The 17,854-nt window shown below is 71.0% G+C and carries 16 protein-coding genes; 7 read left to right on the forward strand and 9 right to left on the reverse strand.

What is annotated here, in order from left to right; translation table 11 throughout:
* Window positions 1-10: 10 nt before the first annotated feature.
* A complete protein-coding gene (gene dapF / locus AC6I72_RS17640; protein WP_498001830.1) occupies window positions 11-1,015 on the reverse strand; it encodes a diaminopimelate epimerase in 1,005 nt (334 codons plus the stop codon).
* Window positions 1,016-1,158: 143 nt separating this feature from the next.
* Window positions 1,159-2,067 (reverse strand): hypothetical protein, encoded by a 909-nt coding sequence (locus AC6I72_RS17645; protein ID WP_498001832.1) that lies wholly within the window; start codon window positions 2,065-2,067, stop codon window positions 1,159-1,161.
* Window positions 2,068-2,371: 304 nt separating this feature from the next.
* On the opposite strand from AC6I72_RS17645, the gene AC6I72_RS17650 reads away from it, so the two are divergent.
* Together AC6I72_RS17650 and AC6I72_RS17655 are read left to right on the forward strand one after the other, a co-directional pair.
* A complete protein-coding gene (locus tag AC6I72_RS17650; protein WP_498001834.1) occupies window positions 2,372-3,247 on the forward strand; it encodes a helix-turn-helix domain-containing protein in 876 nt (291 codons plus the stop codon).
* The gene (locus AC6I72_RS17655) at window positions 3,244-3,453 is read left to right on the forward strand and encodes a DUF397 domain-containing protein (RefSeq protein WP_498001836.1); all 210 of its coding nucleotides are present in this window, start codon (window positions 3,244-3,246) and stop codon (window positions 3,451-3,453) included. Before AC6I72_RS17650 ends, AC6I72_RS17655 begins: the two co-directional genes overlap by 4 nt.
* Before the next feature lie 21 nt (window positions 3,454-3,474).
* Here the strand turns inward: AC6I72_RS17655 and AC6I72_RS17660 are convergent, their stop codons facing one another.
* Complete coding sequence (locus tag AC6I72_RS17660; protein ID WP_498001838.1) at window positions 3,475-3,693, reverse strand: hypothetical protein; 219 nt, start codon at window positions 3,691-3,693, stop codon at window positions 3,475-3,477.
* Between the two features lie 599 nt (window positions 3,694-4,292).
* Between AC6I72_RS17660 and AC6I72_RS17665 the strand changes: the two genes are divergently transcribed.
* Window positions 4,293-7,430: a sacsin N-terminal ATP-binding-like domain-containing protein gene (locus AC6I72_RS17665; RefSeq protein WP_498001840.1), complete on the forward strand. Its 3,138-nt coding sequence runs from the start codon at window positions 4,293-4,295 to the stop codon at window positions 7,428-7,430.
* A gap of 16 nt (window positions 7,431-7,446) precedes the next feature.
* On the opposite strand, the gene AC6I72_RS17670 is transcribed toward AC6I72_RS17665, so the two are convergent.
* Both AC6I72_RS17670 and AC6I72_RS17675 read right to left on the reverse strand, forming a co-directional pair.
* Window positions 7,447-9,843, reverse strand: coding sequence for an HAD-IC family P-type ATPase (locus AC6I72_RS17670; RefSeq protein WP_498001842.1), 2,397 nt, complete (start codon window positions 9,841-9,843; stop codon window positions 7,447-7,449).
* A 125-nt stretch (window positions 9,844-9,968) separates the two neighbouring features.
* Window positions 9,969-10,256, reverse strand: coding sequence for a DUF2530 domain-containing protein (locus AC6I72_RS17675; protein ID WP_498001844.1), 288 nt, complete (start codon window positions 10,254-10,256; stop codon window positions 9,969-9,971).
* 307 nt (window positions 10,257-10,563) lie between these two features.
* Here AC6I72_RS17675 and AC6I72_RS17680 point away from each other — a divergent pair, with 307 nt between their 5' ends.
* The gene (locus tag AC6I72_RS17680; RefSeq protein ID WP_498001846.1) at window positions 10,564-12,015 is read left to right on the forward strand and encodes an NCS2 family permease; all 1,452 of its coding nucleotides are present in this window, start codon (window positions 10,564-10,566) and stop codon (window positions 12,013-12,015) included.
* A gap of 70 nt (window positions 12,016-12,085) precedes the next feature.
* Here the strand turns inward: AC6I72_RS17680 and AC6I72_RS17685 are convergent, their stop codons facing one another.
* Complete coding sequence (locus AC6I72_RS17685; RefSeq protein ID WP_037856908.1) at window positions 12,086-12,268, reverse strand: ribbon-helix-helix protein, CopG family; 183 nt, start codon at window positions 12,266-12,268, stop codon at window positions 12,086-12,088.
* 157 nt (window positions 12,269-12,425) lie between these two features.
* Here AC6I72_RS17685 and AC6I72_RS17690 point away from each other — a divergent pair, with 157 nt between their 5' ends.
* The 3 genes from AC6I72_RS17690 to thpR are packed head-to-tail and all read left to right on the forward strand — an operon-like array spanning window position 12,426 to window position 14,896.
* A complete protein-coding gene (locus AC6I72_RS17690; protein WP_037856907.1) occupies window positions 12,426-12,863 on the forward strand; it encodes a MarR family winged helix-turn-helix transcriptional regulator in 438 nt (145 codons plus the stop codon).
* Between the two features lie 30 nt (window positions 12,864-12,893).
* On the forward strand, window positions 12,894-14,255 hold the full coding sequence (locus AC6I72_RS17695) for an MFS transporter (RefSeq protein ID WP_498001848.1): 1,362 nt from the start codon (window positions 12,894-12,896) through the stop codon (window positions 14,253-14,255).
* Between the two features lie 47 nt (window positions 14,256-14,302).
* Window positions 14,303-14,896 carry an RNA 2',3'-cyclic phosphodiesterase gene (gene thpR, locus AC6I72_RS17700; RefSeq protein WP_498001849.1) on the forward strand — a complete coding sequence of 198 codons (594 nt, stop codon included), beginning with the start codon at window positions 14,303-14,305 and terminating at the stop codon, window positions 14,894-14,896.
* Between the two features lie 481 nt (window positions 14,897-15,377).
* Here the strand turns inward: thpR and AC6I72_RS17705 are convergent, their stop codons facing one another.
* The 3 genes from AC6I72_RS17705 to AC6I72_RS17715 form a co-directional block, all read right to left on the reverse strand.
* The gene (locus AC6I72_RS17705) at window positions 15,378-16,367 is read right to left on the reverse strand and encodes an aldo/keto reductase (RefSeq protein ID WP_498001850.1); all 990 of its coding nucleotides are present in this window, start codon (window positions 16,365-16,367) and stop codon (window positions 15,378-15,380) included.
* Between the two features lie 50 nt (window positions 16,368-16,417).
* Window positions 16,418-17,014: a Uma2 family endonuclease gene (locus tag AC6I72_RS17710; protein ID WP_498001851.1), complete on the reverse strand. Its 597-nt coding sequence runs from the start codon at window positions 17,012-17,014 to the stop codon at window positions 16,418-16,420.
* 88 nt (window positions 17,015-17,102) lie between these two features.
* A complete protein-coding gene (locus AC6I72_RS17715; protein WP_498001852.1) occupies window positions 17,103-17,786 on the reverse strand; it encodes a GDSL-type esterase/lipase family protein in 684 nt (227 codons plus the stop codon).
* Between the last annotated feature and the right edge of the window lie 68 nt (window positions 17,787-17,854).

Genomic DNA, 17,854 nt, shown 5'->3' on the forward strand with positions numbered 1-17,854 from the left:
CGGACGGTGGTCAGATCTCGGTCGGGTGGATTCCGGCCTCGTGCAACACCTTCATGTTTTCCCGGTTGAGCTCCGCGAACGCGCCGATTTCAGCCATGTGCGCGGAGCCCGCGTATCCCACCGGACCATCACCGAGGAGCATGGCCGGGTCCAGCTCGGCCTCGTACACGATGGTGGCGTTGCCCTCCAGAACGGGCTGCCACAGGTCACCGACCGGCTGGAGCATGCTCCGGGCGACTCCACCGGGGTTGCGTACGGTCACCGGCCGCTCGGGCTCCACCAGCCCGAGGCGGGACAGGACTGCGCGGGAGGCCGCGATGCCTGAACCGCATGACGGCGTCAGTCCCGCTCCCCGCTCGTAGGTGTGGATGAACACTTCGTCGTCCGAGAGCGGCAGCACGAAGGACAGATTGGCGCCGATGGGGAACACAGCCGGTGATGCGGCCACCCGCTGCCCCGTCTCGATCAGTTCCGCCTCGTCGTAGTTGTCGATCACCGTGATCAGGTGCGAGTTCGGCACCGCGACCGCCGTCACATGGCGCGACGGGTGGAAGGCGGGCAGCAGCCGGTCCACATATACGCCACCCGCACCCGCTTCCGCCACGATGGGCTGGACAGGGGCGAAGTCGACGGCGGGCAGCTCGACGGAGACCTGCCGCACCCCGTGCGGCGTACGGCCCCGGTCGCGGACGGTGAAGGAGTACGGTCCCTGGTCCACGACGACGGAATCCGCCTGGTGGCGGTCCAGCAGTATGCGGCCGGCGCACCGCATTCCGTTTCCGCACAGCAGTGCCTCGGATCCGTCCGGATTGTAGAACCAAGCCCGCGCGGTGCCGTCGCCATGATCGGCGACGAAGTACACGCCGTCACCACCCAGCCCGCGCTTGCGGTCGCACAGCAGGCCGACGGCCCTGGTGAGCTCGTCCGCTGTGGCGAAGTGATCGAGGGGCGCTCCGTCGACCACGAAGATGTCGTTCCGGGAACCGTGGGCCTTGGTGAGCGAGAGAGTGGACATCAGGTACTTTCCGTCGCGCTGTGACTTCGCGCGGTCCCGCCAGGTCCGGACCGGCTGTCCTTCCATGTTATCGAAGCGCATTCAAGCGATCGGTGTGCGACGGATCGGCGAGCGGCGCTCTGCGGCGCGCCGTGGGCGGCGCATCAGAGCCGCGCCGCCGTTTCCCGCACGATGTCCTCGTTCCACGTTCCGGCGTCGAGCATGGGCCGTGTGGTGGCCTCGTACGACTGGAGGGTGAAGGGCGCCGAGTCCGAGCCGTGACCCCAGACCGACTCAAAGCGCCCGGCCCAGCGCTCGACCTGCTTGAAGTAGACGGAACTGCGACCCCGCCGGTAGTCGGTGTCGCCTTGTTCTTCTTCCAGCAGGACCGCCGCCTTCGATATAACGACGAAGTCCACGGCCTGGTCGGCGCGCAACCGGTCCCGTACGGCGAGCGCGCACTGCACGCCCAGAGAACGGTGGTGGTCGATGAGCGCCAGCAGAGAGCGGGCGAACTCGTGCTTGACCAGATCGTCCTGCCAGCAGATGAACAGCCTCTGCACCGTCCCGCCGCCTTCGATCAGGCGCCGGTTGACGGCCAGGTAGTCCCGTCGCTGTGTCAGCAGGTTCGGATCAGTGGTGAGATCAGCCGCCAGAACACGCTTGGGCTCGGTACCGGAGTCGATGAGTGCCTGAAAGAGCAGCACGGACAGTCGGGGAACCTCGGAGGCATAGACCTGAAGGTGTCCGTCGGCGATCTCCCCGAAGCCCGCAATGAGTTCGCGCTCCAATTGCTGACGAACTAGGGCGAAGTACCGCGCGTCCGCCATGTGCCGGTCGTTGGCGCGACGTAACTGGATGTAGATGCGGCGCAACCACATGTGATTCGCCACCATGAGCAGCAGTAGAACGGTCTCCGCAGCGAGCAGGACGTCGCGTAGCAGACTCTTTTCGACGACCCACGCGGCGACCGGAATGGCGATGCCGGCGATTCCCACGGCCGCGTTCAACACCTGGGAGGACAGGGCTTCGGCCACTCGAGTGCCGAGGTCCTGACGCGGCGCTGTCGTCATGTGTCCGCCCTTTGGTCCGGGAGTCCGCTTGCTCCCTATGGTGCTGTTTCCGTCTGCGCACGAGCAAGTACGCCTTGTGATGAGGGACGACTCCTGGTCACGCGAACTTGATCCGGAGATAGCACGGGATAGCAGGGATTGCTTGATTCCTCCCCCTGGAGCAGCCATGTGAGCTTAGCGTGAAACGTGACCAGTCCTCTGCGCAATGTCACTGTCGGTGGCCTGTCTGGTGCTGTCCGGGCTGTCCGCAGGGTTGGTACGGGTAGGGCGCCGAGATAGGGCGCGAGACTACGGAGGGGCGCGTATGTCGGTGGACGGTGAGGCGGTACGGCTCAAGGACGAGGTGGACGACCCGGGTTGGGAGGTGGATCCGGACGACGAGTGGGGCGTCGCCGTCATCGCCACGGTGGGACGGCAGCTGAAGCTGCGTCGGGAGGCGTCCGGCCTGCGTGCCTCCGAGTTCGGCAAGGTCATTGGCTACGGCGAGGACATGGTCTACAAGGTCGAGGGCGGCAAGCGGATCCCCCGGCGGGACTATCTCGTCATGTCCGACCAGGTGTTGAACGCCGGTGGGCTCGTCACGGCGATGTGGGAGGACGTGAAGAAGGTCCGGTATCCGAAGACGATGCGGGATCTGGCGCGGATGGAGGCACTGGCTGTCGAACTGACTGCGTATGGGACGCACAACCTTCACGGGCTGCTCCAGACGCAGGACTACATGCGCGCGCTGTTCGAGATGCGGCGACCGGCGCATTCGCAGGACCAGGTGGAGCGACTGGTCGGTGCGCGCGTGGCCCGTAAGTCGATCTTCGAGCGCGACTCTGCCCCCGAACTGTGCTTTGTCCAGGAAGAGGCGACGCTCAGACGTCCACTCGGAGGCAAAATGGTGCTGCGACGCCAGTTGGAGCATCTCCTGGAGCTGGGGCAGATGCGGAACCTGGAGATCCAGGTGATGCCGATCGACCGCGCGGTCCATGCCGGTATGGGAGGCGAGATCCAGGTGCTCAAGTTCGCTGACGGTACGGCGGTCGGCCGGGCCGAGGGCGAGTTCGGGAGCCGTCCTGTCTCCGACCCGAAGCATCTCCGGATCATGGAACTGCGGTGTGGCATCATCCGAGCTCAGGCTCTCTCGCCAGAGGAGTCGCTGGCTTTCATCGAGCAGGTACTGGGAGAGACATGATCCGCAAGTCCTCTGCCGCCGACGGCTCGCCGCTGCAGTGGTTCAAGAGCAGTTACAGCGACAGCAGCAACAGCAACGAGTGCGTTGAAGTCGCCACCACGCTTGGCACGGTGCACGTCCGTGACTCCAAGAGCGTGGAAGGAGCCCAGTTGGGGTTTGCCCCGGACACGTGGGCACGGTTCGTGCCGTACGTGTCCGAGGGCTGATCGCGTTGTCTGGTCCGCCTGCTACTCCAGCAGCAGGCGGACCAGCTCGTCGAGCTCCTCGGCGTCCGGGGAGTCGGCGATGACGGAACGGATCACCTGGCGCAGCTTGACGAAGTTCTTGGACTCGTCGAGCTTCAGTGCGGCGATACGCCCGGCTTCTGCTGCACCGAGTTCGGCAAGCCGCTGGTGAATCGGGTTCGCCAGCAACTTGTCCAGGCTGGTCTGCGGTGCGGTGGTCATCCACTCCCCCTTGACGAGACCGCGGGCATCGGAGCGGTGACGCGCGGCGAACTGTGAAGCAGTGCCATTCTGTCGCAGGGCGCTGACAATGCCCTTGGCCAGTGAACCGCGTCACTCCACGGAAAGCCGCTGGATCCTGCTCACCCGGGAGTGGAACGTGACCAGGACCAAGGAGTTCACGCGGTACGACCGCACGGCCCGACCCGCGACTCGGGCTCGGTGCCGGACGCCTCAGACGAGAACACGGCGGAGCTGGGGCACTCGTAGGGCACACCACCGCCTGCCGCTGCCCCGCCGCCCGCCCCGCTCGCCCGCGCGGTACCTTCGTCCTCACCCTCCTCGTGAGGAGAATGAACGACTTGAACCCTCCCCGGCTGACGCAAGGGGCTTCCTGACTCAGGAAGCCCCTCAGGTCTGCGACCTGAGAGGTCTTACTCCCTCAACATCAGCCGGGACGGCACCTGCCCGGTTCGGTGCTGCACAATCGAAGTGGCTCGTGCTTGGTTCTCGCGACGAGCCGTTGCGCTGGCTTGGTTCTCGCTCAGCGTGCTGACCATCTTACTGTAAGTATGCGAGCGAGTGATCGCCGGAGGAACGACGTGAGCATGTTGGTGCAGCCCTCCGCCGGGGGAGACCCGTTCGGGACCGCGCGTCTGCGGCGCGGTGTGCTGGACGCGTGGGCGACCAGCCCGGCCAGGTTCCGTGAGGACGCCAACGCCGAGGAGGACCTGGTCCTCGGCGGCTACCGGGACCGGCTCGTCGTCGAGCTGGCGCAGAACGCCGCCGACGCCGCCGCCCGCGCGGGCGTGCCCGGCCGGCTGCGCCTGACCCTGCGCGACGGCGTCCTGGCCGCCGCCAACACCGGCGCCCCGCTGGACGCGTCCGGCGTGGAGTCGCTGTCCACGCTGCGCGCCTCCGCCAAGCGGGACACCGCGGCCTCGGACCTGCCCTCCGTGGGCCGGTTCGGCGTCGGCTTCGCCGCCGTGCTCGCCGTCACCGACGAGCCCGCCGTCGTCGGCCGGCACGGCGGGGTGCGCTGGTCGCTGGCCGAGGCCCGCGGCCTGGCCGAGGAGACCGCCCGGCACAGCCCCGGCCTCGGCGACGAGATCCGCCGCCGCGACGGCCATGTGCCGCTGCTGCGGCTCCCGTTCGCCGCCGAGGGCACCGCGCCCGACCCCTACGACACGGTCGTCATCCTGCCGCTGCGCGACACGGCCGCCGCCGGCCTCGCCGAACGGCTGCTGCACGCCGTCGACGACGCCCTGCTCCTCGCCCTGCCCGGCCTGGAGGAGGTCGTCGTCGAGATCGGTGACGCCGCCGCGCGCACCCTGCGCCGCCGCACCGAGGGCACGCTGACCGTCGTCGAGGACAGCGCGCACGGCACCACGCGGTGGCGCACGGCCGCCGCGCACGGCCCGCTGACCCCCGAACTCCTGGCCGACCGGCCGGTGGAGGAGCGGCTGCGGCCCCACTGGTCCCTCACCTGGGCCGTCCCCGTCGACGCCGACGGCGCTCCGCTCGCCCCGCGCACCAGCCCGGTCGTGCACGCGCCCACGCCGAGCGACGAACCGCTCGGCGTGCCCGCCCTGCTCATCGCGTCGTTCCCGCTGGACACCACCCGCCGGCACACCGCGCCCGGACCGCTCACCGACTTCCTCGCACAGCGCGCCGCCGACGCCTACGCCGGACTCCTCGCCGACTGGCGGCCGGTGACCGAGGCCCTCATCGCCCTGGTGCCCGGCCCGCTCGGCAAGGGCGAACTGGACGGCACGCTGCGGCAGGCCGTCCTGGAACGCCTGCCGCGCACCTCCTTCCTGCCGCCCGCCGCCGAGCCGGGCCAGGAGCAGGACGCGGACGACCTGCCCGTCTCGCTGCGGCCCCGCGACGCCGAGGTGGTGGAGGGCGCGGGCGCCGAGACCGTGCGGGTGCTCGCCGAGGTGCTGCCCACCCTGCTGCCCGCCGGACTCGAGCGGCGTGCGGAGCTGCGCACCCTGGGCGTGGCCCGGGTGCCGCTGACCGACGCCGTGGACCGGCTGGCCGGTCTGGAGAAGGACCCGCAGTGGTGGCGGCGGCTGTACGACAGCCTGGCCGGTGTCGACCCGGACCGGCTCTCCGGGCTGCCCGTGCCCTTGGCGGACGGCCGCACGACGATCGGGCCCCGGCAGGTGCTGCTGCCGGCCCCGGACGCCGCCGCCCCCGCCGATCCGGAGGTGCTGGCCCGGCTCGGCCTGAAGGTCGCCCACCCGGACGCCGCCCACCCGATCCTGGAGAAGCTGGGCGCGCTGCCCGCCACGCCGCGCGCGGTGCTCACCACCCCGCAGGTGCGGGCCGCGGTCGCCGCCTCCCTCGACGAGGACGCCGGCGCCTGGGACGAGGACACCCCGGACGCCGAGGAACTCGCCGACACCGTCCTCGCCCTGGTCCGTGACGCCCGGCTGGAACCGGGCGACGAGCCGTGGCTCGGCGCGCTCGCCCTGCCCGACGAGGACGGCGAACTCGCCCCGGCCGGCGAACTGGTCTTCCCCGGCGGCCCGTTCGCCGAGGTCATGCGCGAGGGCGAACTCGCCGCGGTGGACGCCGAACTGGCCGCCAGGTGGGGCGAGGAGCCGCTGGCCGCCTGCGGGGTGCTCGTGGACTTCGCGCTCGTCCGCGCCACCGACGTCGTCCTCGACCCGGACGAACTGGAGCCCCGCGAGGGGGACTTCCCCGAGGCCGACGACCCCGGGCTGCTCGACGCGGTCGACGTGTGGTGCGAGGACGTCCTCGACCGTTTCCCCGACTCCCCGGTCCCGCCGGTCGCCACCGAACTCGTCGCCGTGCGCGACCTGGACCTCGTCGATGACGACCAGTGGCCGCGGGCCCTGTCCCTGCTCGCCCGGCCGCCGCTGCGCGACGCGCTCACCCAGCCGGTGCGGATCCTGCTGCCGGACGGCACCCACGAGGTCGTACGCCCCTACACCGCCTGGTGGCTGCGCGGGCACCCGGTGCTCGGCGGACGCCGCCCGGCCGGTCTGCGCGCCGCAGGCTCCGACCCGCTGCTGCGCGGCCTGTACGACGAGGCCGACGCCACCGGCTTCGACGACGAACAGGTGCTGCGCGCGCTGGGCGTGCGCACCTCCGTCGCCGCCCTGCTGGACGAGCCGGGCGGCGCCGCCGAACTCCTCGACCGCCTGGCCGACCCCGAACGCCCGGTGAGCGCCGCCCAGTTGCACGCCCTGTACGGCGCGCTGGCCGAGCTGGACCCGGAGCGGGTGACCCTGCCCGACGAGGTGCGGGCGGTCGTCGACGGCCGGGTCGAGGTCGTCGACGCGGCCGACGCCGTGGTCTGCGACTCCCCGGACCTGCTGCCCTTCACGGCGGGCGTCCCGCTGCTGCCGGTGCGGCCCGCGCTCGCCGCCGGACTGGCCGACCTGTTCCAGGTGCGGCGGCTGAGCGAGTCGGTCCCCGGCTCGGTGGACTCCGAGGGCACCGAGCACGACGTACCGGAGCCGGTGGGCGTCCTGCTCGGTCCCCGTACGCCCGTCACCTACGTCGAGCACGAGGAACTCGTCGTCGACGGCACCGGACTGGACTGGCGCCTGACGCAGGACGGCGTGCTGCACGCGGCCACCCTGGAGGGCGTCGCCGCGGGCCTCGCCTGGGCGGCGGGCCAGTGGCCCCGCCGCTTCGAGGTCGCCGCCCTCCTGGAGGACCCGTCCCGCACGGAGGAACTGGCCCGCGACCGCTGGTTCGACTGACCCCGGGCCGCAGGGCCTACACCGGGAAGCGGCGCCCCACCCACTTCCACAGGAACTCCAGCACCACCGCCGCCACGACGGCGATGCCCACCGCCAGCCAGGGCATCGCCGTCCCCACCAGTCTCAGGGCGAAGAACCGCTGGAGCGCGGGCACGGCCAGCACGACGAGGAACGCCGCGCCCATGGCGGCCACCAGGAGGACCCGCCACCAGGTGTAGGGGCGGGCGATGATCGCCAGCACCCACATGGAGATCAGGAACAGGGTGAGGGTGGCCGCGCTGGTCTCCGCGTCCAGGGCGCTCGGGCCGGTGTAGTGGTGGCGGGCGACCAGGTAGGTCGCGAAGGTCGCGACGGCGGCCAGGATCCCGCCCGGGACGGCGTAGCGCATCACCCGGCGGACGAAGTGCGGCCGGGCCCGTTCCGTGTTGGGGGCGAGGGCGAGGAAGAAGGCGGGCACGCCGATGGTGAGCGTGGACAGCAGGGTCAGGTGCCGGGGCAGGAACGGGTACTCCACCTGCGAGCACACCACCAGCACGGCCAGCAGCACCGAGTAGACCGTCTTGACCAGGAACAGGGTCGCGACCCGCGTGATGTTCCCGATGACCCGCCTGCCCTCCGCGACCACCGAGGGCAGCACGGAGAAGCTGTTGTCCAGCAGGACGATCTGGGCGACCGCCCGGGTGGCCTCCGAGCCGGACCCCATGGCGACACCGATGTCGGCGTCCTTGAGGGCGAGGACGTCGTTGACGCCGTCCCCGGTCATGGCGACGGTGTGCCCGCGGGACTGGAGGGCGCCGACCATGTCCCGTTTCTGCTGCGGGGTGACCCGGCCGAACACGGCCGCCTCGTCCACCGCACCGGCCAGGCCGTCGCGCTCGGCGGGCAGCCGGCGCGCGTCGACGGCGGCGCCGGTGAGCCCGGCCTTGGCGGCCACCGCGCCCACCGAGACCGCGTTGTCCCCGGAGATGACCTTGGCGCGGACGTCCTGGTCGGCGAAGTAGCGCAGGGTGTCGGCGGCGTCGGGCCGCAGCCGCTGCTCCAGGACGACGAGCGCGGCGGGCGTGACGTCGCCGGCCACCTCCGGGTCGTCCAGCTCGCGCCCGGCGCGCGCCAGCAGCAGCACCCGCAGCCCCTGCTCGTTGAGCCGGCCGGTCTCGGCGAGGGCGGGGGAGCCGTCGGGCAGGAGCACGTCCGGGGCGCCCAGCAGCCACGTACTGGACTCGCCGTCACTCTCGCTGAAGCTGGCGCCGCTGTACTTGCGGGCGGAGGAGAAGGGCAGCGACTCCACGCAGCGCCACTCCTCGCTGTCCGGGCAGGCGTCGATGATCGCCTGGAGGGAGGCGTTGGGCCGCGGGTCGGACTCGCCGAGCGCGCCGAGCACCTGGCGGACGTACGGCTCGGCGTGGCCGTTCAGCATCCGCAGCCCGGTGACGTCCATGCCGCCCTCGGTGAGCGTGCCCGTCTTGTCCAGGCACACGGTGTCGACGCGGGCCAGGCCCTCGATGGCGGGCAGCTCCTGCACCAGGCACTGCTTGCGGCCCAGCCGGATGACGCCGATGGCGAAGGCGACCGAGGTGAGCAGCACCAGCCCCTCCGGGACCATCGGCACGATCCCGCCGATGGTCCGCGCGACGGAGTCCTTCAGGTCGTCGTTCTTCGCGACGAGCTGGCTGACGACCAGGCCGACCGCGGTCGGCACCATCATCCACGTGACGTACTTGAGGATCGTGGAGATGCCCGTGCGCAGCTCGGAGTGGACGAGGGTGAAGCGCGAGGCCTCCTCGGCGAGCTGGGCGGCGTAGGCCTCGCGGCCGACCCTGACCGCCTGGAAGGCGCCGCCGCCCGCGACGACGAAGCTGCCGGACATGACCTGGTCGCCGGGGTGCTTGACGACGGGGTCGGCCTCGCCGGTGAGCAGGGACTCGTCGACCTCCAGTCCGTCGGCCTCCACGCAGGTGCCGTCGACGACGACCTTGTCCCCCGGTCCGATCTCGATCACGTCGCCCAGGACGATCTGCGAGGTGCTGATCTCGGTGGCGGTGCCGTCGCGCCGGACGGTGGGCCGGGACTCCCCGATCACGGCGAGCGAGTCCAGGGTCTGCTTGGCCCGCCACTCCTGGATGATGCCGATACCGGTGTTGGCGATGATCACGAAGCCGAACAGGCTGTCCTGGATCGGCGCGACGAACAGGGTGACCAGCCAGAGCACGCCGATGATCGCGTTGAAGCGGGTGAAGACGTTCGCACGGACGATCTCGGCGAGGGAGCGGCTGCTGCGCACCGGTACGTCGTTGACCTCGCCGCGGGCGACGCGTTCGGCGACCTCGGCGCCGGTCAGACCGCTCGTGGCGGCCCGCGGGACGGGTATGGGGTGCACCGGGTCCAGTTCCGCGCCGGCGTCGGTGTGACTCATGCTTCCGACGGTACGTGCGGATGTGCGGCTTCACTCGTCGAGCGGGGCGAAGATCCGACCTGGGGACGAGGGGGCGTGCTGCGCGGGTTGCAGACGGGTGCCGCGGGGGCCGCTGCGCCGCTCCGCTACTCCGCCGATGCCGGGCGGCCCGCGGGGGCCGCCTCGTGGCGCGCCGCCGCGCGCTTGATCGCCGCGTCCCGCTTGCGCACGTACCAGATGCCGACCAGGCCGAGGCCGCCGCCGGCCAGGCAGGTCCACAGCCACCAGGTGTGGCCGTGGTCGTCGAACCAGCCGTAGAAGGGGATCTGGACCAGGAAGAGGACGAACCAGACGATCGTGCCGCCGGTGATGGTGGCGACCACGGGGCCCTCCAGGGGCTCCGGCGCCTCGTGCTTGGGGGTCCACTTCGCCATGGGCTCAGCTTACGGCCCGGCGCCCGCGGTCCGGGGCGCCGGTCGGCGGCCGTCCGCACGGGACCGCACGCCGGGCCCGCTCCCGAGAAGCCCGAGGTCTACGCGCGGTCTACGCGCGGAGATAGCCTTTTCCGCTTCATATGTTCATACTGAAACGGTCTGAGTCTGGCTACTTCTCTTCGTAGGAAACACCAACAGGGCGGCCGGGGGGAGCCTGCTGGTGAGGGAAGCGGCGGGACTCGTCCATGTTTGGTCCCCTTCCCGGCCCGGTACTCACGTACTTCCCGCATCCCACGAGGTCATCCGCATGTCCACCCCGGCCACCGCCAAGGTCCCCGCCCCCCAGAAGCCGGGAACACCGTCCGCCTACGGCGCTCTCGACCGCTACTTCAAGATCTCCGAGCGGGGCAGTTCCCTGGCCCGGGAGGTGCGCGGCGGCTTCGCCACCTTCTTCGCGATGGCCTACATCATCGTGCTGAACCCGATCATCCTGGGCAGCGCGACGGACATGTACGGCCACCACCTGGACCACGGCCAGCTGGTCACGGCCACCGCCCTGACCGCCGCGTTCACCACGCTGCTCATGGGCGTCATCGGCAACGTCCCGATCGCGCTCGCCGCCGGTCTCGGCGTCAACACCGTCGTCGCCCTCCAGCTCGCCCCGCGCATGTCCTGGCCCGACGCCATGGGCATGGTCGTCCTGGCCGGCTTCGTCGTGATGCTGCTGGTCGCGAGCGGGCTGCGCGAGCGCGTGATGGCGGCCGTGCCGTTCGGGCTGCGCAAGGGCATCGCCATCGGCATCGGCCTGTTCATCATGCTGATCGGCCTCGTCGACTCCGGCTTCGTCTCCCGCATTCCGAACGAGGCGCACACCACCGTCCCGCTCCAGCTCGGCGCCGACGGCCACCTCAACGGCTGGCCGGTCCTGGTCTTCGTCCTCGGCGTGCTGCTCACCCTCGCCCTGCTGGTGCGCAAGGTGCCCGGCGCCATCCTGATCTCGATCATCGCGATGACCGTGCTGGCCGTGATCGTCAACCTGGTCGCGCACGTGCCGTCCTGGGGCCTGACCGTCCCGAAGTGGCCCGGCAACCCCGTCGCCACCCCCGACTTCGGCCTGGTCGGCCAGGTCAGCCTGTTCGGCGGGTTCCACAAGGTCGGCGTGCTGAACGGCATCCTGTTCGTCTTCACCGTGCTGCTGTCGTCGTTCTTCGACGCGATGGGCACGATCATGGGCATCGGCGACGAGGCCAAGCTGACCAACGCCGAGGGCCAGATGCCCGGCATCAACAAGGTCCTCTTCGTCGACGGCATCGCCGTCGCGGCCGGCGGCGCGACCTCCTCCTCGGGCACCACCTGCTTCGTCGAGTCCACCGCGGGCGTCGGCGAGGGCGCGCGCACCGGGTTCGCGAACATCGTCACCGGCCTGCTGTTCGCCGCGGCGCTCTTCCTCACCCCGGTCGCCACCATGGTCCCGTCCCAGGCGGCCACCCCGGCGCTGCTCGCGGTCGGCTTCCTGATCCTCTCCGGCTCGATCCGGGAGATCGACTGGTCGGACTACACGATCGCCGTCCCGGCCTTCGTGACGATGCTGATGATGCCGTTCACGTACTCGATCACCAACGGCATCGGCATGGGCTTCATCACCTTCGTGGTGCTGCGCCTGGCCGTCGGCCGGGCCCGCGAGATCCCGGTGGCGATGTACGTGGTCTCGGCGGTCTTCGCCTTCTACTACCTGATGCCGGCCCTTGGCCTGACCTGATCCGCGGGGCCGCCGGCCCACGGCGGGCCCCGGCGGCCGGGGGCGGACGGCCGGGATCCGGTGGCGGGGCTCAGGTGACCCCGTAGAACCGTTCCGTCTCCTCGACGGCGGCCTGGAACCGTTCGTCGAAATCATTTCGGATGAGCGTCCGGACGACATAGTCCTGGACGCTCATTCCTCTTTTCGCGGCGTGGGACCGGAGCCGTTCGAGCAGCTCGCGGTCCATGCGCAGGCTGAGCACGCTGGTCCCCATGGAGACGAGGGTCGCGGCCCGGTTCCGCGCGAGGGGGCACGTTCCCCGCCCGTATCACCCATATGAGTGATACGGGCCTACGGGAGTGGCCGGAGTCACGGCGTGTGTGCGTGTCCCGAGTGGTCTTTAGCGAGAGTAATGACCTATCCTAAAGAACATGCCGGACCTTACCCATGGCGACGACGCGGCCGCCGTGAACTCCCTGCGATCCGCCGTGATGCGCCTGTCCCGTCGGCTCAAGCACCAGCGGGTCGACGAGTCGCTCAGCCCCACCGAGATGTCGGTGCTGGGCACCCTGTCGCGCTGCGGCAGCGCCACCCCCGGCGAGCTGGCCCGCAAGGAGCACGTGCAGCCCCCGTCGATGACCCGCATCGTCGCGCTGCTCGAGGCCAAGGGGCTGGTCCGCCTGGAGCCGCACCCCGAGGACCGGCGCCAGAAGGTCGTCACCCAGACCGAGCAGGCCGAGGCCATGCTCGAGGAGAGCCGCCGCAAGCGGAACGCCTTCCTGGCCCGTCTGGTCGACGGTCTCGACGAGGACGAGTGGGCGAAGCTGCGCGCTGCCGCCCCCGTGCTGGAGAAGCTCGCACATCTGTAACGCACGTCAGCCGCAAGGAGGCGAACCCTTTTGAGTACGGGATCCGGAGCAGCTTCCGCCCCCGCACCGACCGCCCACGACTCCCAGCCCGCCCCCGACACCCCCCGCAAGTCCTCGATGTTCAGCTCCCTGAAGGTCAGGAACTACCGCCTGTTCTTCCTGGGCCAGGTCGTCTCCAACACCGGCACCTGGATGCAGCGCATCGCCCAGGACTGGCTCGTGCTCAGCCTCACCGGCTCCTCCGCGGCCGTCGGCATCACCACGGCCCTGCAGTTCCTGCCGATGCTGCTCTTCGGCCTCTACGGCGGCGTCCTCGTCGACCGGCTGCCCAAGCGGCCCACGCTGCTGTGCACCCAGACCGCGATGGGCCTCACCGGCCTCGCGCTCGCCGCGCTCACGCTCACCGGGCACGTCCAGGTCTGGCACGTCTACGTCGCCGCCTTCGCCATGGGCCTGGCCACGGTCGTCGACAACCCGGCCCGCCAGTCCTTCGTCTCGGAGATGGTCGGACCCCGGCAGCTGCAGAACGCCGTCAGCCTGAACTCGGCGAACTTCCAGTCGGCCCGGCTGGTCGGCCCCGCGGTCGCGGGCGTCATGATCACCGGCGTCGGCACCGGCTGGGCCTTCCTCGCCAACGGCCTGTCTTTCGTCGCGCCCATCGCCGGACTGCTGCTGATGCGCGCCCGCGAGCTGCACGTCGTCGAGCGCGCACCGCGCGGCAAGGGCCAGCTCCGCGAGGGCCTGCGCTACGTCGCCGGCCGCCCCGACCTGATCTGGCCGATCGTCCTGGTCGGCTTCATCGGCACCTTCGGGTTCAACTTCCCGGTGTGGCTGTCGGCCTTCGCCGACGACGTCTTCCACGCGGGCGCCGGCGCCTACAGCCTCTTCAACACCGTCATGGCGGTCGGCTCCCTGGTCGGCGCGCTGCTCGCGGCCCGCCGCGGCACCGCCCGGCTGCGCGTGCTGGTCGGCGCCGCCGCCGTCTTCGGCGTGCTGGAGGTCGTGGCCGCGCTCGCCCCGTCGTACTGGCTGTTCGCGCTGCTGATGGCGCCGATCGGTGTCTTCGGCCTGACCGTCAACGTCACGGCCAACACCGCGGTCCAGATGGCCACCGACCCGGCCATGCGCGGCCGGGTCATGGCGCTGTTCATGATGGTCTTCGTGGGCGGCACCCCGCTCGGCGCGCCCGTGGTCGGCTGGGTCACCGACGCCTACGGCCCCCGGGTCGGCTTCGCCCTCGGCGGCCTGGTCTCGGTCACCGCGGCCGTCACCATCGGCCTGGTCCTGGCCCGGATGGGTGACCTGCGCCTGTCGGTGGGCTGGCACCGGGGCCACCCCCGGGTGGACTTCGTGCCGCGCGAACGCGGGAAGGAACTGGCCCCGGCCGCCTGAACCCCACTCCTGCCCCGGCCCGGAGCCCGGGCGGGGACACTGGCTCCATGAGACTCTTCGCCGCCGTGCTGCCCCCGGACGACGTCATGGACGCGCTGGCGGCCGAGGTGGAGGTGTTGCGGGACCTGCCCGGGGCCGAGCGGCTGCGCTGGACCGGGCGGCCCGGCTGGCACCTGACCCTCGCCTTCTACGGCGAGGTGGGCGAGGAGACCGTACCGGAGCTGGAGGCGCGCCTCGGGAAGGCGGCGCGCCGGACGGAGCCCTTCGCGCTGGCGCTGCGCGGCGGCGGGCAGTTCGGGCGGGGGAAGGCGCTGTGGACGGGCGCGGACGGCGACCTGCGGACGCTGGGGCTGCTCGCTGGGCGTGCCGAGGCGGCCGGGCGCAAGGCGGGTCTGGAGACGGAAGAGCACCGCCGCTACCGTCCCCACCTGACGGTGGCGCGCGGCAGGCAGGCGGTGGACGTGCGGCCGCACGTCGACGCCCTGCGCGCCTTCGGCAGCCGTACCTGGACCGTGGACGGGATCGTCCTCGTCCGCAGCTTCCTGCCGGCGTCGGGCGTACCGGGGGAGCAGCCCCGCTACGAGCCGGTCGGCCGCTGGCCGCTCGGGTCCGCCGGACAGGCTTCGGGCGCGGCCGGTTAGTCTCGAAGGCGTGGACCCGAAAACCCGGAACCGGATCATGGCCGGTGCGCTAGTGCTGATGTTGGCTGTCGTCGCCGTCGCGGCCGCGCTCGGCCGGTGACGGCAGGCGCGGCGGTGAGGACCGCCGCGCCCGCGTTCCCGTACGGCGCCCGCACGCGCTTCCTTCCGGCACCGGAGCCCCCGGTCAGGCCCCGTGGCCCCGATCAGGCACCCTGCGTGCGATCGGGCACTGTGCGTCCGGTCAGGCACCGAGCCATCACGGGCACTGTGCGTCCGGTCAGGCACCGGGCCCTCGGCCAGGGAACCTGCGTCCGGTCAGCCGCCGTGTGGCCGATCAGGCACCGGCACCCGATCAGGCCCCGTGCGGCCGGGCCGGGCAGCGTGCGGCCGGCCCGGTCCCGTTTGCCAGATCGCCCGTTTGCCCGATCACCTGTGACGCCCGATCGTCCGTGACGCCCGATCGGGGGCCGTGTCCCGGTGTTCACCAGGCGAAGGCCTCCGGGGAGGGGCCCGGGCCCGGGAAGATCCCGTCGAGTTCGGCCAGCAGCTCCGCGCCCAGCTCCAGCTCGACGGCGCGCACCGCGGACGCGAGCTGTCCGCGGGTGCGCGGGCCGACGATCGGGCCGGTCACACCGGGCCGGGTGAGCAGCCACGCCAGGGCGGTCTCGCCCGGTTCCAGGCCGTGCTTGTCGAGCAGGTCCTCGTACGCCTGGACCTTGCCGCGCAGCGCCGGGTCGGCGAGGGAGTCCACGGCCCGTCCGCCGGCGCGCCGGCCGCCCTCCGCCTGCTTCCTGAGCACGCCGCCCAGCAGTCCGCCGTGCAGCGGCGACCACGGGATCACGCCGAGCCCGTAGTCCTGCGCGGCCGGGATGACCTCCATCTCGGCGCGCCGCTCGACCAGGTTGTACAGGCACTGCTCGCTGACCAGACCGTACGAGCCCAGCCGGGCCGCCGTCTCGTTGGCCTGGGCGATCTTGTAGCCGGCGAAGTTGGACGAGCCGGCGTACAGGATCTTGCCCTGCCGGACGAGGACGTCCATGGCCTGCCAGATCTCCTCGAAGGGAGTGCTGCGGTCGACGTGGTGGAACTGGTACAGGTCGATGTGGTCGGTCCGCAGCCGCTTGAGGGAGGCGTCGACGGCCCGCCGGATGTTGAGCGCGGAGAGCTTGTCGTGGTTGGGCCAGGCCTCGCCGTCGGCGCCCATGTTGCCGTAGACCTTGGTGGCGAGGACGACCTTGTCCCGGCGGCCGCCGTCCTGGGCGAACCAGTTCCCGATGATCGACTCGGTGCGGCCCTTGTTCTCGCCCCAGCCGTACACGTTCGCGGTGTCGAAGAAGTTGATCCCGGCGTCCAGTGCCGCGTCCATGATCGCGTGACTGTCCGCCTCGTCGGTCTGCGGACCGAAGTTCATCGTGCCGAGGACCAGCCTGCTGACCTTGAGTCCGGTGCGTCCGAGCTGTGTGTACTCCATGGTCTCCAAGCCAACGACTTGGAGTGCGCTCCAGGCAAGGGCGGTGCGGCTCAGTCGCGGGGGAAGGCGTCGGTCTTGAGGGTGAGACCGAGAGGAGTGGTGGTCATGTCGACATCGCTTCCGTACTCGACGCGCAGCTCGCAGGCGTAGCGGTCCTCCTTGGGTTCCGTATACACATGGCACCTGCCCTGGTAGGGGTCCGCGATGAGGTACACCGGTACCCCGGCGAGCGCGTACGCGGCCTTCTTGGGGCCGTAGTCGTTGCGTGCCGCGCCCTTCGAGATGACCTCGGCGACGAACTCCACGTCCTGCCACCGCCAACGGCCTTCGTCGTCCTTGGCGGCGCCCTCGCGCAGCTTGGCCACGTCGGGGCAGAAGCCGTTCTCCGGCCCGGGGAAGTCGATGCGGACGTCCGTGAACATGCGCACGCGGCGCCTTCCGAAATGGTCCTCGAGCGCCCAGAGGATCTCGCGAATGGTTTCCCAGTGGATGTCCCGCTGCGGCGTCATGAAGACACTGCCCCCCACGATCTCTGCCTTGTAACCCTCGGGGACGGGCATCCGCTCCAGGCGCTCGAACCACTGGTCCAGACGCTCGGCGTTCTCGTCAGCCATCTCGATCTCGATCCTGTCGTCCAGGACGGTCATCGTGGCACTCCTCCCCGGCCATCCCATGGATGAGTACAGCCACGCGGTAAAACGATACGCACCGTGACGAGGAGACGCCGGAATCCGGTCAACCTGTTCCAGCCGCGTACGGCTGTCCGATTCCCCACTCCTGGTACATCGCCTCGGCGAACGCGCCCGCGATGGCGTGTTCGCCGCGCGCGTTGGGGTGGGTGCCGTCGTAGGTGTCGCGGTGGATGTCGTAGCCGTCCGGCGGGGCTGCCAGCAGCAGCGGCGAGCGCGGCTCGTCGAGGTCGGCGACGGTCTTGGCCAGCAGCTCGTTGAAGAGGGAGACCTGGGCGGCGAAGGGCGCGTCGGTGGCGGCGCGGACGTTGGGTATGACCGGGAGCAGGACCATCCGGACGCGGGGGTTCGCGGCGCGCGCGGCGGCGAGGAAGGCGCGTACGTTCGCCGCCGTCTGCCCGGCGTCGGTGTAGAAGCCGAGGTCGATCAGGCCGAGGGAGACGAGCAGCACGTCCGCCCGGTGTTCGCGGACCGCCTCGCCGATCAGCGGGGCCATGTGCGTCCAGCCCTCGCCCCAGCCGGCCAGGTGGGCGCGCGGGAAGTCCGGGTCGGCGTACGCGTGGGAGACGGGGGCGTCGGCCGCCTTGTCGTACAGCGTCTCGCGCGGGCCGACGAGGGCGAACGGCCCCCCGTACGTGGCGCGCAGGTGCTGCCAGAGCCGGTAGCGCCATGTGTGTTCGCCCGCGCTCCCGATCGTCATGGAGTCACCGACGGGCATGAACCTGAGCATCCGCTCATGATGGACGACGGGGGCGGCGGACGGTGCACGAGGGGCGGGGAGAGGTGCTGTGACGCCTG

This window comes from Streptomyces sp. Xyl84 (assembly GCF_059731885.1).

Bases quoted from the DNA above. Each gene is read 5' to 3' on its own strand.
- AC6I72_RS17705 (WP_498001850.1), bottom strand. From the start codon at position 16,367: ATGGAGTACACACAGCTCGGACGCACCGGACTCAAGGTCAGCAGGCTG.
- AC6I72_RS17715 (WP_498001852.1), bottom strand. From the start codon at position 17,786: ATGCTCAGGTTCATGCCCGTCGGTGACTCCATGACGATCGGGAGCGCG.
- AC6I72_RS17690 (WP_037856907.1), top strand. From the start codon at position 12,426: ATGCCGGACCTTACCCATGGCGACGACGCGGCCGCCGTGAACTCCCTG.
- AC6I72_RS17710 (WP_498001851.1), bottom strand. From the start codon at position 17,014: ATGACCGTCCTGGACGACAGGATCGAGATCGAGATGGCTGACGAGAAC.
- thpR (WP_498001849.1), top strand. From the start codon at position 14,303: ATGAGACTCTTCGCCGCCGTGCTGCCCCCGGACGACGTCATGGACGCG.
- AC6I72_RS17645 (WP_498001832.1), bottom strand. From the start codon at position 2,067: ATGACGACAGCGCCGCGTCAGGACCTCGGCACTCGAGTGGCCGAAGCC.
- AC6I72_RS17670 (WP_498001842.1), bottom strand. From the start codon at position 9,843: ATGAGTCACACCGACGCCGGCGCGGAACTGGACCCGGTGCACCCCATA.
- AC6I72_RS17655 (WP_498001836.1), top strand. From the start codon at position 3,244: ATGATCCGCAAGTCCTCTGCCGCCGACGGCTCGCCGCTGCAGTGGTTC.
- AC6I72_RS17660 (WP_498001838.1), bottom strand. From the start codon at position 3,693: ATGACCACCGCACCGCAGACCAGCCTGGACAAGTTGCTGGCGAACCCG.
- AC6I72_RS17675 (WP_498001844.1), bottom strand. From the start codon at position 10,256: ATGGCGAAGTGGACCCCCAAGCACGAGGCGCCGGAGCCCCTGGAGGGC.
- dapF (WP_498001830.1), bottom strand. From the start codon at position 1,015: ATGTCCACTCTCTCGCTCACCAAGGCCCACGGTTCCCGGAACGACATC.
- AC6I72_RS17680 (WP_498001846.1), top strand. From the start codon at position 10,564: ATGTCCACCCCGGCCACCGCCAAGGTCCCCGCCCCCCAGAAGCCGGGA.
- AC6I72_RS17650 (WP_498001834.1), top strand. From the start codon at position 2,372: ATGTCGGTGGACGGTGAGGCGGTACGGCTCAAGGACGAGGTGGACGAC.
- AC6I72_RS17685 (WP_037856908.1), bottom strand. From the start codon at position 12,268: ATGGGGACCAGCGTGCTCAGCCTGCGCATGGACCGCGAGCTGCTCGAA.